Genomic DNA, 15,583 nt, shown 5'->3' on the forward strand with positions numbered 1-15,583 from the left:
CGGCACCGGATGGACGGCGGATGAGCCCGAATAGAGGATGTTCGGCTCCATGACGGTATGCACGGCATCCAGCCCTTCTTCACGGCAGGCCAGAAGGGCGGAACCCGGAGATGAAAGCGCAAGATTGCATAAAACGGCGGCATGGCGCGCCTTCCAATTCCTTGGAAGGCGCGCCTGTTGTTTTCCCGCTTTTTTTCATCGGAATGAAAAACGGGGTGCCAAATCAGGAAATATATACAATCCGGTGTGTCGGAATGTGTATAATAGAGTAGGTTTATAGATCCACGTTCCATAGATTCATAGACATATTTCAAAGGAGTCATCCAAATGTCCCAACAAATTCTCAGGCCGATGGGAATCGGCCGCATCCTTGACCGAAGCTTCCAGCTTTACCGCACGCATTTTGTGACGCTGGCCATCCTCATGCTCGTCATGTACGGGCCGATGCTGCTGCTGGCAAGCGCCTTGATCGGGAACTCCGGAAGCCAATACGGCAGCCTGATCGAGCAGCTCCAGTCCGGCGGCGGCTTGGAATCTTACCTCGAATCGACCGTGGAGACGGAGAGCTCGGATATGTCCGCCGCAACAATTCTGTTCGGCATTCTCGGCATCATCGGCACGGCGCTGCTGTCGCCGGTCGTCATCGGCGCAATCGTCCATCTGGTGCGGGCGCAGGTCGACGGCGAGCCGATACCTGGACCGGGCGAGCTGTTGAAGCGCAGCTTCCGCCGCTTTTGGCAGCTGATCGGCAGCTCCCTGCTTTTCGGCTTCATCAGCATGGGCTTGTACTTGCTGATTGTAGCCGTATTTGCGCTTGTATTCGGCATCCTGGTGGCTACTGCCCTCAGCGGAGGCGGCTCCGGCTCTTCGGCCGGATTAATTATTCTCATGATCATCGCGATTCCTGCTCTCGTAATCGGCATTTCCTTTTTCGTGCTCCGCTGGTCCTACTTCCTTCCTTACGTCGCCCTCGGCGAGGAAGGCGTCGGCATCGGCCGCAGCTGGAGAGTGACCAAGGGAAGCTTCTGGAGGCTGCTGCTCATGTATATCGTGCTCGGCATCATCCTTTATATCATTACGATCGTCCTCGGGTTGATCACAGGCCTATTCGGCGGGGGCGTCCTCTCGCAAATCCTCTACGGACTGGTGACGATTGTGATCGGGTCCTTGTGGATCCTTCCTTACGCCGTCAGCTTCTTCGATCTGCGCGTGCGCCGCGAGGGCTACGGCCTTGATTCTCTGCTCGGAGGCAATCCGGCCTATCCGGGCATGGCACCGCCGCCGCCGCCGGCTTCCTGGAACAACGAGGGGCCGCCGGACAACCGTCCATGAGTCAGCGCGAACAGCTGGAGGACATCCTCTCCGGCAGCGAATACGAGGCCTACCGCAATCAAGGCGGCGGATTTTCCTTTTGGGACTGGCTGCTCGAGAAGATCGGCCGGTTTCTGAGCTGGCTGCTGCCTGATCTGAAGCCAGGCGAAGGCACGCTCAACATCTTCGCTCTGGTTCTGGTGCTTGCGCTCGCGGGTCTGCTCGCCTGGATCGGCGTGCTGATCGCGCGGCGTTATTCCGGCGGAGGCAGGCTTCGCTCCAGAGACTATATGGCCTCCGGCGAGGAAAGCCGCTCCTGGAGGCATTATTGGGCGCAGGCGGAGAAGCATGCCGAGCTGGGAGCCTGGAGAGACGGAGTCAGGGCTGTTTTCCTGGCCCTTCTTTTTTATCTGGAACAAAGAGACCGGCTCCGCGTCGAGCCATGGAAAACGAACCGCGAATATGCCGAGGAGCTGGCGGAGTCCAATGCCGGGACGGCCGCAGGCTTCCTTCAGGCCGCGATGACTTTCGAACGCAGCTGGTACGGCCGCGGCGAAGTGACGGGGGAGCAGCTGGAGGCATTCCGCAGGCAGGCGGAGTCGCTCATGAAGGAAGCGGGTGATCCGGAGCCATGAAATGGAACAAGCGTTACGCGGCGCTGCTTGTTTGCGCGGCCTTATTCATCGGCATCGGCCTATGGGTCGCGAAGCCTGCAGTCAAGGACCAGCCGCCATGGCTCAGCTTCTCGGCCGACACGGACGGGCTGAAGGGCTGGCGCGAGCTGGTGGAGTCCGGACAGTCCCGCACGGGAGAGTGGAAGCTGCGCTGGGAGCGTCTGCCGGCAGGAAGCAACCAGCTGCTCGTCGTCGCGGAGCCGCTCGGCGTCGGACCGGAGGAGTGGACAGCTCTCAAGAGCTGGGTGCGCGCCGGCAACCATTTGATTCTTCTCGACCGCAATCCCGACAGCTTTTTCGGGTTTGAAACGGCCGAAACCGAAGGGCCGGACGCAGCCGCTGCGGACGGAGAGGACAAATCCGGCAATAGCGGCTCGGATGAATCCGCGCCCGTGCCGGTCGAGGCTCCGCTGCTGTCTGGCCGAAGCGGCCTCACGGCGCTGGCCTTGAGTCCGGTGCGGATCAAGCCCGGCAAAGGAGACGAGGTGCTCGTCTCCGACAAGCAGGGCGTGCTCGCGAGCCGGATGAAGGTCGGCAGCGGCAGCGCGGCGCTCGTGCTGGAGCCGGAGTGGCTGCAGAACGGGGAGGCTTTGAAGGCTTCCCATCTCGATCTGATGTGGCCGCTGTTCGCCGAGGAGCGGACGTCGGTCCTGTTCGACGAGACTCATCACGGTTACGGAGTGAAGCCGGGCCTGTTTGCCATTTATCCGGTCTGGCTGCTGCTGGTCAGCATCCAGCTCGCGGCGGCTCTGGCGCTGTGGCTCTGGCTGAAGGGCAAGCGTTTCGGACCGGTCCATGTTCCGAGAGAATGGACCGTGCGCCGCGGCGATGAGACGGTCCGCGCGCTTGCGGCCTGGTACCATCGCAGCGGCTTGATGGAGGAGGCGCTGGAGCATGGGCGCCAGCGGCTGAGGCAGCTGCTCGCCCAGCGCTGGGGGCTCGGCCCCGACACCTCTCCCGCGCAGGCGGCTGCGGCGGCTCGAAGCCGCTGGAGCGCGGAGGATGCGCGGCGGCTGGAGCAGGCGCTGCAGCCGCTGCCGCTGCCGTCCGGGAGAGGCAAGGCGGCAAGGCAGGAATTCATGCGGCGATCAAGAGACAACGCGGAGCTGACGGCTATGCTCGAGAGCGGCAGACAGCCCGGAAGGGGAGATAGGCAATGAACGATATCATCGCATCGCTGGAACGGCGAATTTATGGACAGAAGCGCAACATCCGCCTGCTCGTGACGGCGCTCGTCGCGGGAGGCCATGTGCTGCTGGAGGGGGTGCCGGGTCTCGGCAAGACGAGCCTGGCGCGGGAGCTGGCCGCTGCGTCGGGCTGCGGCTGGAGACGGATCCAGTTCACGCCCGACCTGATGCCGGGAGACATTACCGGCAGCGTCACCTACAATTTGCAGGACCAGTCGTTTTCCACCGTCAAGGGACCGGTATTCACGAACGTGCTGCTCGCCGACGAAATCAACCGTTCGGGACCGAAAACCCAGGCAGCGCTGCTGGAAGCGATGGAGGAGCGCCAAGTGACGATCCAGGGAACGACCTATCCGCTGCCGGAAATCTTCTTCGTCGTGGCGACCCAGAATCCGGTTGAATACGAGGGGACCTATCCGCTGCCGGAAGCGCAGCTGGACCGCTTTTTGTTCAAGCTGATCCTGGACTACCCAGGCGAGGAAGCGGAGATCGAGATTTTGAAAGGGAACCGAAATCCAGGAGCTGCCAAGGAGCCTGAAGCTCCTGTCGTTTCCGCCGAGGAAATCGCAGCGCTGCAGCGGCAGCTCGGCAGCGTGGCTGTCGAGGATTCCATTTACGCCTATGCGGCGGCGCTCGTCCGGCTGACGCGCTCGCTGGAGGGCGTGCAGCTGGGGGCAAGCCCCCGCGCCGGCATCTCCCTGATCCGCGCGGCGTCGGCGTGGGCGCTGCTGGAAGGGCGCGCGTATGTCACTCCCGACGATATCAAGGAAATGGCGCTTCCGGTGCTGAGGCACAGGCTGATGCTGACGCCGCAGGCAGAACTGGAGGGCATGACGAGTGAAAGCATCGTCCGGCAGACGCTGGCCACTGTCCCGGTTCCTCGCTAGGCGGCTGAGGCGGTTCATCCTGCCGACGCGCCGCATGGTCTGGCTGGCCGCGGCGGGAGCGGCATTGCCGGCGGCTGCCGCAGCCGCGGGAGCATCGCCGTGGCCTCTTTTCATTCTGTGGTGGGGGCTGCTTGCCGCCGCCAGCATCTGCGATCTGCTCCTGCTTCCGCGCCGAGGCGACTGGAGCGTGAAGCGGCAGCTGCCGGAGAGCGCCGAGATCCGCAAGGAATTCGAAGTCAGGCTCGACATCCGCTGCCGCTCGAAGCAAGCCGTGAGGGTAACACTGGCGGATGATCTGCCTTTGACCTTCCGCTCGGAGCCTGCTTTCCCCGGGGGGAGGATTCAGGGCAGCGGACGCTTCCATGTCGCGATGGCGGCCTCCGAGCGCGGCCGCTACCGGCTTGGAAGCATCGATCTGCGCTGGAGCGGAGGCCTTGGCCTGTGGGAGAGGCAGACGCAGCTCTCCGAGGAGAGCGGAATCCGGATCGATCCGGATCTGTCCGGCGTGCGGGACGTGCTGAATTCCGCCCAGGACTCGCTCCTCATCGACGGGCAGCGCATTTACAAGAGGCAGCGGGGAGGCACGGAGTTCGACTCCATCCGCGAGTACGCCTTCGGGGACGACATCCGTGAAGTGAACTGGAGAGCGACGGCGCGGGCGGGCAAGCTGCTGACCAATGTATATCGCCCGGAGAAGGGCAAGACGGTCGCGATCCTGCTCGACTGCGGTCGCCAAATGGGCGTTGAGCTGGACCATCAGGTCAAGCTCGACCGCACGCTGGAAGCGGCTCTTGCCGTAGCCGCGGCAGCCTTGAAGCAGGACGATCAGGTCGCCCTCATCGCTTATTCGAGCCGGGTGAAGCTCTATCTGCCGCCCGGGCGGGGACTGGCCCATCTTCAGGCGATGACGAAGGCGGTCAGCGATCTGCGCAGCGACTACGAGGAGTCGGGCGCAGGCGTCGGACTCGGCTATCTGCTGCGCAGGCTGCGGCGCCGCTCGTTCGCCGTGCTGTTCTCCGACATGGATCATTACCGCCATGACCCCGAGCTGCTGCCTTATGCGGCCAGGACCAAGCGGAGCCACCATCTGCTGCTGCTGTCCATCCGCAATCCTGTGCTGCATGAACTTGAAAAAGCCCGCCCGGAGGATGTCCAGGGGGCTTATGTCCAGTCGATCGCGGCCAAGGAGAACGGAGAGCGCCAGCTGCTGTCGCGCAAGCTGGCAGGCAGCGGCGTTCCGCTAATCGACGCGCCGGCCGACAGGCTGGCCGTGACCGCGGTCAACGCGTATTTGGAATCGCGGGAGCGGGGCGCATTCTAATCGTTCCGAGCACGTAGTACGCGGCCAGGACGGCCAGCGTGAGCAGCGCGACGGCGTATTTGATCCACAGCGGCATGTAGACCGGCGTGATGTAGCCTTCGATCAGGCCGGCGACGACGAAGAGCGGCACGGAGCCGATCAGCAGCAGGGCGGATTCCTTGGCCGCTTGCAGGAAGACGAGCTTGCGCGGAAGCTTGCCGGGCACGAAGAACCGGTACCCCATGTAGAGGCCGGCTCCGCCGGCGATGAAGATGGCGGTCAGCTCGATGATTCCATGCGGCAGGATGTAGGCCCAGAATGTGTAGCTGTAGCCTTCCCTGGCGAATACGGCGGCGAGAGCCCCGATCATGAGCCCGTTGTAGACCATGAGGTAGACGGTGCCGATTCCAAGGGTGATGCCGCTCAGGAAAGCCATGACCGCGACGCGGATGTTGTTGGTCATGATCGTCGTGGACATGATCGGACTGTGCACGTCTCCGCGGTCGCTGTTCGTCTTGGAAGGATCGATGACATCGGACATGCCGGCCGGAAGGACGGAGTGGACGGCCATCGGATCCTGCCAGACCGACAAGTAGCCGAGCAGTCCGCCCAGCAGGAACAGCAGCGTCGCCGCTCCGATGAACCATCCCCGCTGCCGGACGAGATGGGGGAAGCCCGTCCGGAAGAAGCTGCCGAGACGGCTGTTTCCTTCCCCGGCTCCATGCATCGTGTTGTGGGCGCGGGAGACGAGATCGTTGAGGCTCGCCTCGGCTTCGCTGCCGGGAGCGTGAGTCTGCAGATAGGCCAGGTGGGACGATGCCGAGCGGTACAGCTCATGAAAGCGGTCCAGCTGCCCGGCCGGCGCCCGCTTGCCGCGTCCCCCCAGCAGCGTAAGAAGGCCGTCGAGCTCGGACCACTGGCTTTTGTTGCGGCGGATGAAGGCTGTTATTTCCATCAAGGTTCTCCTTAAGTTCCCATATTGTTTTTCTATTCTATCATGACATTACTATTCGCAGAAGGCGGTGAATCTCCTTGCATGACTTGCCTGAAAAGGGGACGACCCTTCTGACGCCGGAGCAGGTCCGCCTGCAATACCGCACCGCCGGCATCGGCAGCCGGGCGCTGGCGCATCTGGTCGACGCGCTGCTCATGCTCGCAGCCGCGCTCCTCATTCTGCTCGGGTTCGCCGGGGCCATGTATCTGTTGTCCAAGACGTGGCTGCCGAGCAGCGGCTCCGATTATCTGGTCGCCATCATGATCATTCTGATGCTGGTCGTCGTCATCGGTTATTTCATCGGGATGGAAGCCTACAGGGGCGGCCAGACGGTCGGCAAAAAAGCGTTCGGCCTGCGGGTCGTAAACTCGCGCGGAGGCTCCGCATCGCTGCTCTCGGTCATCATCCGCAACCTGTTCCGGCTGATCGACCTGCTGCCGGTCGGCTACTTCGCGGGGGCAGTGGCCATGATGTTCAGCCCGTCCGACAAGCGCATCGGCGACATGGTCGCCGGCACGGTCGTCGTGCTGGAATCCGGCGCCGAGAACAAGAAGCGCCGCACCGGCGTCGAGCGCAAGCTGCTCCGCCTGCAGAAGACGACGGCGCTGCCGGAGCTCGCTCTCACGGAGGAGCAGCGCAAGCTGGTGACGCCGGAGGATTGGCAGCTGCTCCAGGGCTGGGCGGAGCGGCTGGAGCCTTCTCCGGAGCGGAGAATGATGGAGATGGAATACCGGATTTTCATCCACTTCACGGAGCGTCTGGGCCATCTGCGCACGCTGTACGCGGCTCCGGCAGCCTATCTGGCAGCCTTGTACATGGATTTGCGCGGGGATTGGGAGTTTTAGAGGGAAAGGCGGAAGTACCGGCCATCTGTCAGGCTGCCTCGTCATGCATATGCGGCGGGTTCATGGATGGAACGGGGGGTCTTCCACGAAAGAATCCTGCTCATACACTTGCAAGCAGGCTGCCTGTTCACCTGCAGGCAGCCTGCTCGACCTGTCTATTCATCTGAAAGCGAATGCTCCATCTGTCTATTCACCTGCAAGCGAATGCTCCGCGGCAGCTCTTTCCGAGCTGTCCGCCGCTTGTTAAGCCTTTCAAGCAAGCCCGAACGGTATCGGAGCCCCGCCTCGCCGCCTGAGCCGCTCTTCCTCCGCAAGGAGCCGAGGAGCGGCTTTTGCTTGATTCATCATGACCCCGGAGCGTCTACATATACATAAATGAAGGTTTTGCAAAGCCTAGCTTCCGGGGAGGTCATCCGATGCGCCGACATGTTATCGTCAACTCGCTGCTAGCCGCATCCCTTGCTCTGTCCGTCTTCATGCTCGAAGGCAGGCTTGAGCCGCCGGTCCAGGCCGGTAGCGAGAACATCCAGCCGACCGCCGCGGCTGCGGCCGTCTCCTACAGCCCCCGCGCCAAGCTCGTGGATGAGCTGGCAGCAGGCTTCAAGGGGAGGAGCGCCGATTTCCAGACCTCCTACAGGGGCGACCATGCGGATCTGGTGAAGGCCATGCCGGATCTCGTCAAGCAGGCGCTTTTCCGGGACGATTATTCCGCCTATGTGCTTGAATCCTATTCCTATAAAATCCGCACGGTAGGCGACAATTCTTCCATCCGGGTGAAGGTCCGCTACCGGGAAACTCCGGAGCAGACAGCGGCGGTAAAAGAGAAATCCCGCCAGACGCTCAAGGAAATCATCCAGCCGGGCATGAACGAGGAAGAGAAACTCCGGGCCATCCATGACTGGATCGTGCGCCATGTCCGTTATGACGAGTCGCTTACCCGGTACACGGCTTACGACGCTGTCGTCAACGGAACAGCCGTCTGCCAAGGCTATGCCCTGCTGATGTACCGCATGGCTGCCGACGCCGGCATCGAAGTCCGCATCGTCGAAGGCACCGTCGATTCCGGGGATCATGCCTGGAACCTGGTGCGGCTGGACGGAAGCTGGTACCATATCGACGCGACCTGGGACGATCCCGTTCCCGACCGGGGCAGCCAAGTCCGGCATACGTATTTCCTCCTGTCGGATGAGCAGATCCGCAAGGATCATTCATGGACCCGCGATTATCCTGCCGCCCGGCAGGCGTACAAGGGAACAGCTTCGCCATCCTAAGGCGAGGTTGGATCCTATCGGTATGGAACCAAGCATGCTGAAAGTGACCAGGAAGCAGCCGGCCCCCGTGAGAAGGGGAGGCTGCTTTTTTTGCGGGGATGATGCGGTTAGGTCCGCGGCAGCGGTGGAAAGGGCGAGGGAAAGGGAAAGGGCAGACGAACGGGGAGCCGCTATCCACTTTATCTAGGCGGATCTGGCGGCGATGGAGCAGCGAACAGTCCGCCGACCTCTTCCAAAGCAAGGATGGCGAGCGATGCGAATTCTTCCCGGCTCGTCCTGCGCCCTTCCTTGTTCCAGGCGTGCGACATGCCGTAGATGCTCCGGCTGAGAAGGGTGGCGACCAGCTTGTCCTTCTCCGTACCTGTGACGTCAGCAGGGTCTGAAGCGCCGGGAGCGCCGGGAGCCGAGCCCAGGGGACCGGGGCTCCGCCGGATCATGGACAAAAAGAACTCCTCCAGCGCCTCGTTGATCCGGCTTTCGATATGAGGACCGAGCGAGCCGTAATTGCGCTTGAAGTGTCCGCTGACCTCTTCGTGGAAGGTGCACATGATGACGATGATTTTCAGCAGCGTGTCCCGGTTGAAGCCGTCATGGCATTGAAGCTGCTTCTTCAGATTTTCCCAGAGCACATCGGTCAGGGTATGATCCATCAGCTGGTATTTGTCGGTGAAATGGGCATAGAAGGTCGCCCGGTTGACAGTCGCCTTCGCCGTAATATCCTTGACCGTTATGTCGCTGAAATCCTTATTCTTCATGCACAATATGAATGCGTCCTGAATCAGCTTCCTCGTGCGGAGCACCCGAGGATCCAGCTTCGGCGTTTCCATGTGCGCCGCCCCCTCCCGATCGGTCTTTGCGCGATTACGCAACAGATCCCCGCATATGTCGCCTAAGCGATCAATCCGCTCCAAATGACGGTTGCCGCCTTTTCCGCTTTAGCTTAACATAACTTTCGCAACGGGTGTTGTTAAGTTGGATGGGGAGGGACAGAGAGATGAACATCGTCGTCATCGTGCTTCAAATTTTGCTTGGGGCCGCTTTTCTAGGGTCGGGGTTCAGCAAGGTGACAGGCAATAAAATGCAGGTGGAGAGCTTCCGCACGCTTGGACTGCCTCAGTGGTTCAGGGTGCTGACCGGACTGCTGCAGCTCGCCGGCGCCGCCGCCCTCATCGCCGGATTCTGGCTGCCGAGCTGGCTGGCATGGGGCGCGCTTCTGCTGGCCGTCATCATGCTCGGAGCGGTATTCTTCCATGTGAAGGCCGGCGATTCCTTCGGCAAAGCCGTCCCTGCGCTCGTGCTTGCGCTGCTCGCAGCGGCTCTGCTTGCGCTTCGCTTCTCGGAGCTGTCGGCTTTCCCGGGATAGTCTCGAAGTTATCCAGCAGGTTCATTTTGCTGTTGGCGGCAAGAAACGCTAGCCCGGAGGGCAGCTTGGGCAAGACGCTGCTCTCTGCCGCTTGCACATAAGCACAGCCAGCGCAAACAGCCCTTTGGCCGATATCGGCCAAAGGGCTGTTTGCAGTTGTCCTTATTCCGGCTTGGCTTCGCTTTCGCGGCTGCGCATCGCCGTCATCTGCTGCCAGACGGAGCCGGCGGCTTCCTCGCCCCGGCGGATGCGCTCCAGCGCGATCTGCGCCTGCAGCTTAATCTCGAATTCGGCATCCTGCGCGGCTTCTTCGAGCGCTTCCAGCGCGCTCTCGTCGCCGACCTCGTACAGGAACCGGGCCGCGCGCCAGCGGACCAGCTTGTTGCGGTCCTTGAGCGCCTCGATCATGGCGCCGGTCGCTCCCGCATCGCCTAGATCGGACAGCGTGTCGCCGGCCGTGCGGCGTACGGAGGCGGACTTGTCGCGCAGCCCGCGGATAAGCAGCGGCAGCGCCGCCGGACTCTCACGCAGGTCGCCGAGATACACGACGGCGAGCCGCCTTATGCTCGCGTTATCGTCGCCGAGGGCGCGCTCCAGAAGCGGCAGCGCGCTCTCGTCAGGCGACAGCCGCTCCAGAGCTGCATAGCGGCTCTGCCAATCCTCCGCCGCCATGAGCGGCTCGGCTTCGGCCGCGCTCAGCGGCGCAGGACGGACCGCCGCCTCGGCAGGGGCTTCGCCGGGGCCGGCCGCAAGCGAGGCCTCGACGAGAGCGTCCAGCCTCTCGGCCGTATAGGCCGCTTCGAGCTCGCGCACGATCTCGGCGGCGATCTCCTCCGGCTCGCCGTAACGGACGCCGAACTCCTCCAGCCGCCGCTCGCGGATCATCGTGGAGCCGGCGGCGCGGCCGACCGCATCGGTGAACTTGGCCGGCATCGCGGCGCGGGTCTCTCCGTCGCCAAGCCGGACGCGGACTTGGATCGGGATGCCGCGGAACATCTGGACGAGCACATGCGCCTCGCCGAAGCCGGCCGCCGACTCGGGACCGGCTGCGGCAGGCTGCCCTCCGTCCTCGGCTTGGAGGATTCGGCGGGCTTCCGCCAGAATGGCGGCCCAGTCCGCGCCGGGCTTGCGGTCGAGGGCGATGAAGTCGGCGGTGCGGAACACGCCGCGCACGCCGTCGATCGAGAGCAGCGACTGCAGCGGCTCCGGCGCCGTGTCCGCTTCGGAAGGCGAGTACGTGAAGCGGCGGCCTCGCGGCAGCATTTCGCTCACGTTCAATTTCATCGAGTTGGGACTCGGGGTAGGCTCAATGGATATTAGATTCATTATTCGTTCCTCCTGTTAAGGGGTAAGAAGATGAAGCTCTGCCTCCAGTGTAACTCAATCGGAGGACCGAAGCGAATGACAGCCGCCGGTTGCAGTTGATCGGAGACCGGCAGATTGATATGGTAGGGTACAAGACAGGCGGTCCGGCGTATCGGCCGGTCGTCCGCCAGCCTTCGAAAGCGAGGAATCACATCATGGCCAAATCCAAGTTCGGCAATATGGACCCGGTCTCCACACAGAAGACTTCCAAGCACTTCAAGCGCTGGAGGCAGGAGAAAATATGGAACCGCCAGGACCGGGACTACTCGTTCACGGTGCCCAATGCGGCTCCCGACCTGGACTTCCTGCACCGCAACCGCCAGCAGCCGTCGCTAACCTGGATCGGGCATTCGACCTTTCTGATCCAGCTGGCCGGCGTAAATATCGTCACCGATCCCGTCTGGGCGGGCAAGATGGCGTTTCAACGCCGCCTTACGCCGCCCGGCGTCGAGCTGGAACAGATGCCTCCGGTCGACCTCGTGCTCGTGTCGCATTCGCATTACGACCATCTCCACATGGCTTCCCTTCGCCGGCTTGGGGGCTCCAAGACGATTCTCGTGCCGGCCGGTCTCGGCGCCAAGCTGCGAGGCAAAGGCTTTCCCCGCGTGCATGAGCTGCATTGGTGGGAGAGCTTCCACTTCCGCGGGCTCAAGCTGACCTTCGTTCCGAGCCAGCATTGGACCCGCCGCAGTCCTTGGGATATGAACGCCTCGCATTGGGGCGGCTGGGTCATCCAGCCCGAGCATGGCTTGAGCCATGTGCCGGGGGAAGGGACGATACCGGCTGCAGCGGCTCCAGGCGAATCACAGTCAAGCGATAGCCATGGTCCGGGCATCTCGCATGAGGGCGCCGCTGAAGCTGCGGGCGGGCATCCGGCGGGAGAGGCTTGGCACCGGGAAAGAGAGCGGGCTTTGGAAGCCGCTGAAGCTGTGAGCGGGAGCAGGGCGGATAACGTTTGGCAAAATGCCCGTGAGCGAGCTTCGGAAGGCGCTGCCGAGGACTGCCCGGATCAAGAGCAGGCATCGGGAAACGAGCTCGATGCTCAAGCATCCGATGCAGGAGGCAAGAGGGCCCAGCCGTCGGAGGCGGCCATGAGAGGGCCGTACGATCCGTTCCACCCGGAAGCTCCGCGTCCTTGCGCAGGGCTGTATCCGACGATTTATTTTGCTGGAGACAGCGGTTATTTCCGCGGCTTCGCGGATATCGGACGACGTTTCAAAATCGATGTCGCCATGCTGCCGATCGGCGCCTACGATCCCGAAGCGTTCATGGGGCCGCAGCATACGACGCCGGAGCAGGCGCTGCAGGCTTTCCGCGATCTGGGCGCCAAGCTGTTCGTTCCTATGCATTACGGCGCTTTCAAGCTGGCCGACGATACGCCTCGGGAGGCGCTTGAGCGGCTGGAATCCGGCCGATGCTCCTTTGGGCTGGAATCCGACAGGCTTGTCATGCTTCCGCATGGAGAGACGTGGAAGATGGGCGGCTGACATCCTCCCGGCTTCGGCCGCCGTGCCAACTTTGGACATGAAGGCGCCAAGATCCCACATCGTTAAGCGGTTCCAACCGTGATATACTGGTTGGGACAAGCACGATACAGGAGGATTCGACCATGACCCAATCACCGCTGCGCATAGGCATTATTGGAGCAGGGGGCATCGGCAATGTTCATATGGATATTTTCAAGCAAATTCCGGAAGTGAAGATAGAGGCTGTCACCGACGTGTTCCTGCCCCTCGCCGAGAAGAGAGCCGAGGAGCACGGGATTCCAACCGTTCACCAGAGTCCTCAGGAGCTGCTCGAAAATCCTGATCTCGACGCCGTCGTCATTTGCGTTCCGAACCAGTTCCATGCTTCCCTGGCCATCGAAGCTCTCAAACAAGGCAAGCATGTTCTGCTGGAGAAGCCGATGGCGATCAGCCTGGAGGATGCCCGCGCCATCCTGGACGCCAAGCATGCTTCCGGCAAGGTGCTGATGGTGGCGCATCAAATGCGATTTGGCGGCCTAAGCCGCGCGATCAAAGGCTACATCGACGAAGGCAAGCTGGGACGCGTCTACAACGCGAAGACGGGCTGGTGGCGCAAGAAGGGCATCCCGGGCTGGGGCTCCTGGTTCACCCGCAAGGACATGGCCGGCGGCGGCCCGCTCATCGACATCGGCGTGCATATGCTGGACCTGTCGCTGTATCTGATGGGCAATCCCCGTCCGGTCAGCGTCTATGGCACGACCTATGCCGAGTTCGGCCCGCGCCGCGAGGGCATCGGCAACTGGGGCACGCCGAACTGGGACGGTTATTACGACGTCGAGGATCTGGCTACGGCGATGATCAAGATGGACAACGGCGCGACGCTGACGCTGGAAGTAAGCTGGGCGGCCCATTCCGCCGGTCTCGGCGAAGATCCGTTCATTCATCTGATGGGCACCGAAGGCGGAGCCTATTATGCAGGCAGCAGCGGCCTTTACGTGACGCATAGCGAGGAAGGCGTCGTGCAGGAAGACATCGCTCCGCTGTCCGGCGACGACGATCGGATCCTGCTCAGCCGCCACTTCCTGGACTGCATCCGCACCGGCCGCGAGCCGATCAGCTCCGCGATGACGGGCTACACGAACAACCGCATCCTCGATGCGATCTACGAGTCCTCCCGTACGGGCAGCGAAGTCAAGCTGGCCTGGAACTGAGGATTTGTCATACCAGAGAGAAGGCTTGCCGGTTGCCCGGCAGGCCTTGTTTTTAAGTGGATGGAAAAATAGCGAGCCGGCTCTCCTTCCCGTTTCCAGTGACCTCTGCACGGTGTGCGAACCGAATGTCGGAACGAGGAGAAGGCTGGCTCTTTTTTGCCAAGAGGAAGCCAAGCTGTATGCATGGCGATGAACGGCGATGCAGGGCGATGAATGGCGATGAACGGCGATGAACGGCGATGAACGGCGATGAACGGCGATGAACGGCGAAGCTTGCACTCTTGTGTATTGGCTTGAGTTTGGCTTTTAGCTGCCAAGCGGAAGCCAAGCTGTATGCACGGCGATGAACTGAAGCTTGCACTCTTGTATTTTGGCTTGGGTTTGGCTTTTAGCTGCCAAGCGGAAGCCAAGCTGTATGCACAGCGATGAACTGCAGGGCGAAGCTCTTGTGTTTTCGCTTGGGTTTGGCTTTTGCCTGCATGGAGAAGGTTTTGCTGTTGCCTGAGTCCGGGCTTCTGTTTGTTGGCTGAACCATGAATCTCATTTTTCAGGAGGAACGATTATGTCTACGAGCAAGGAATGGATCCGCCATATGGTCATTTTCGATCTCAAGCATCCGCAAGGATCCAGCGAAGCAGCTGCATTTCTCGAGGACGGGGAACGCATCTTGACCTCTATCCCGTATGTACGTCAATTCGCAGCAAGCGGACAGATCAGCTTGAAAAACGACTACCAGTACGTCTTTACGATGGACTTCAAGGATGAAGAGGATTATCGGCTCTACAATGAACATTCCTCCCATGCATCCTTCGTGAAGGAACGCTGGGAATCGGAGGTCTCCCGCTTTCTGGAAATCGACTTCCGCGTCCCGGCGGGGGCCAGCTCATGAGCGGCGGGTTGAGGCTGGATCTGACGGGAAGAACGGCGCTGGTGACGGGATCGACGGGACAGCTTGGGCGCGTCATAGCCCGCACGCTTGCGGAATGCGGCGCGGATGTGGTTCTTCATTACCGAGGCAGCGAGGCAAAAGCGCTGGAGCTGCATGCGGAGATTTCTGCCATGGGCCGGAATGTGATGATCGCCCAGGCCGACATCACTCGGCTTGATTCCGTGTCGGCGATGCGGGATGCCGTGGCCGCCGGGCTCGGCAGTATCGATATTATTGTGGCTAATGCAGTCATTCAGTATGAGTGGACTTCAGTGCTGGAGCAGCCTGTGGAGGATTACGTCAGCCAATTCGAGTCCTGCGTTCTGCAAAGCGTGCATCTGGCCAAAGCCTTTATCCCCGGCATGCAAGCCAAGGGCAAGGGACGTTTCATCGGCATCAACACGGAATGCGCCATGCAGAACTTCCCTGGCCAGTCCGCCTATACGGCGGGCAAGCGGGGAATGGACGGCGTATATCGCGTGCTCGCCAAGGAGGTCGGAGGCCACGGCATCACCGTCAACCAGGTGGCGCCGGGCTGGACGATCAGCGAGCGGGACCGCGAGAACGGCACGGAGCGCAACGAGGGCTACGAAAGCACCGTGCCGCTAAAGCGTCGCGGCACCGATCAGGAAATCGCGAACGCCGTCGCATTCCTCGCCTCGGATCTGTCGAGCTTCATCACCGGGACTTACTTGCCGGTGAACGGCGGCAACGTGATGCCCGGGATTTAGGCAGCAGCGTTGCGGGCAGTGCTTGAACAAGCCAAGTAAGCAGGAGATAA

The 15,583-nt window shown here is 61.8% G+C and carries 15 protein-coding genes; 12 read left to right on the forward strand and 3 right to left on the reverse strand.

Going from position 1 to position 15,583, the window contains the following annotated elements; translation table 11 throughout:
* The first annotated feature begins 327 nt into the window (after window positions 1-327).
* The 5 genes from PHU01S_RS13860 to PHU01S_RS13880 are packed head-to-tail and all read left to right on the forward strand — an operon-like array spanning window position 328 to window position 5,380.
* Complete coding sequence (locus PHU01S_RS13860; protein ID WP_049869179.1) at window positions 328-1,332, forward strand: hypothetical protein; 1,005 nt, start codon at window positions 328-330, stop codon at window positions 1,330-1,332.
* Window positions 1,329-1,946, forward strand: a complete 618-nt coding sequence (locus tag PHU01S_RS13865) for a DUF4129 domain-containing protein (RefSeq protein ID WP_127508056.1) — start codon at window positions 1,329-1,331, stop codon at window positions 1,944-1,946. Before PHU01S_RS13860 ends, PHU01S_RS13865 begins: the two co-directional genes overlap by 4 nt.
* Window positions 1,943-3,145 carry a DUF4350 domain-containing protein gene (locus PHU01S_RS13870; protein WP_049869183.1) on the forward strand — a complete coding sequence of 401 codons (1,203 nt, stop codon included), beginning with the start codon at window positions 1,943-1,945 and terminating at the stop codon, window positions 3,143-3,145. The genes PHU01S_RS13865 and PHU01S_RS13870 overlap by 4 nt, the downstream gene beginning before the upstream one ends.
* The gene (locus PHU01S_RS13875; RefSeq protein WP_021882488.1) at window positions 3,142-4,059 is read left to right on the forward strand and encodes an AAA family ATPase; all 918 of its coding nucleotides are present in this window, start codon (window positions 3,142-3,144) and stop codon (window positions 4,057-4,059) included. The genes PHU01S_RS13870 and PHU01S_RS13875 overlap by 4 nt, the downstream gene beginning before the upstream one ends.
* Complete coding sequence (locus tag PHU01S_RS13880; protein WP_127508058.1) at window positions 4,010-5,380, forward strand: DUF58 domain-containing protein; 1,371 nt, start codon at window positions 4,010-4,012, stop codon at window positions 5,378-5,380. Before PHU01S_RS13875 ends, PHU01S_RS13880 begins: the two co-directional genes overlap by 50 nt.
* On the opposite strand, the gene PHU01S_RS13885 is transcribed toward PHU01S_RS13880, so the two are convergent.
* Entirely contained in the window at window positions 5,340-6,314 is a 975-nt protein-coding gene (locus PHU01S_RS13885) for a stage II sporulation protein M (RefSeq protein WP_049869185.1), read from the reverse strand. The two genes, PHU01S_RS13880 and PHU01S_RS13885, sit on opposite strands and share 41 nt — an antisense overlap.
* A gap of 77 nt (window positions 6,315-6,391) precedes the next feature.
* On the opposite strand from PHU01S_RS13885, the gene PHU01S_RS13890 reads away from it, so the two are divergent.
* Both PHU01S_RS13890 and PHU01S_RS13895 read left to right on the forward strand, forming a co-directional pair.
* Complete coding sequence (locus PHU01S_RS13890) at window positions 6,392-7,198, forward strand: RDD family protein (RefSeq protein WP_048748259.1); 807 nt, start codon at window positions 6,392-6,394, stop codon at window positions 7,196-7,198.
* A 416-nt stretch (window positions 7,199-7,614) separates the two neighbouring features.
* On the forward strand, window positions 7,615-8,469 hold the full coding sequence (locus PHU01S_RS13895; RefSeq protein ID WP_049869186.1) for a transglutaminase domain-containing protein: 855 nt from the start codon (window positions 7,615-7,617) through the stop codon (window positions 8,467-8,469).
* Window positions 8,470-8,648: 179 nt separating this feature from the next.
* On the opposite strand, the gene PHU01S_RS13900 is transcribed toward PHU01S_RS13895, so the two are convergent.
* Entirely contained in the window at window positions 8,649-9,296 is a 648-nt protein-coding gene (locus PHU01S_RS13900) for a TetR/AcrR family transcriptional regulator (protein WP_049869187.1), read from the reverse strand.
* Window positions 9,297-9,463: 167 nt separating this feature from the next.
* Between PHU01S_RS13900 and PHU01S_RS13905 the strand changes: the two genes are divergently transcribed.
* Window positions 9,464-9,832, forward strand: coding sequence for a DoxX family protein (locus tag PHU01S_RS13905; protein WP_127508062.1), 369 nt, complete (start codon window positions 9,464-9,466; stop codon window positions 9,830-9,832).
* A 162-nt stretch (window positions 9,833-9,994) separates the two neighbouring features.
* Here the strand turns inward: PHU01S_RS13905 and PHU01S_RS13910 are convergent, their stop codons facing one another.
* Entirely contained in the window at window positions 9,995-11,158 is a 1,164-nt protein-coding gene (locus PHU01S_RS13910; protein ID WP_049869190.1) for a virulence factor, read from the reverse strand.
* A 194-nt stretch (window positions 11,159-11,352) separates the two neighbouring features.
* Here PHU01S_RS13910 and PHU01S_RS26680 point away from each other — a divergent pair, with 194 nt between their 5' ends.
* From PHU01S_RS26680 to PHU01S_RS13930, 4 genes are all read left to right on the forward strand, one after another.
* Complete coding sequence (locus PHU01S_RS26680; protein WP_232317018.1) at window positions 11,353-12,684, forward strand: MBL fold metallo-hydrolase; 1,332 nt, start codon at window positions 11,353-11,355, stop codon at window positions 12,682-12,684.
* Window positions 12,685-12,806: 122 nt separating this feature from the next.
* Window positions 12,807-13,874: a Gfo/Idh/MocA family protein gene (locus tag PHU01S_RS13920; RefSeq protein WP_049869193.1), complete on the forward strand. Its 1,068-nt coding sequence runs from the start codon at window positions 12,807-12,809 to the stop codon at window positions 13,872-13,874.
* A 562-nt stretch (window positions 13,875-14,436) separates the two neighbouring features.
* Entirely contained in the window at window positions 14,437-14,763 is a 327-nt protein-coding gene (locus tag PHU01S_RS13925) for a Dabb family protein (protein ID WP_049869194.1), read from the forward strand.
* Window positions 14,764-14,771: 8 nt separating this feature from the next.
* A complete protein-coding gene (locus tag PHU01S_RS13930; RefSeq protein WP_049869826.1) occupies window positions 14,772-15,533 on the forward strand; it encodes an SDR family NAD(P)-dependent oxidoreductase in 762 nt (253 codons plus the stop codon).
* The last annotated feature ends 50 nt before the right edge of the window (window positions 15,534-15,583 follow it).

It is taken from the genome of Paenibacillus humicus NBRC 102415 (genome assembly GCF_004000905.1).
In the GTDB taxonomy this organism is placed as follows: Bacteria; Bacillota; Bacilli; order Paenibacillales; family Paenibacillaceae; genus Paenibacillus_O; species Paenibacillus_O humicus.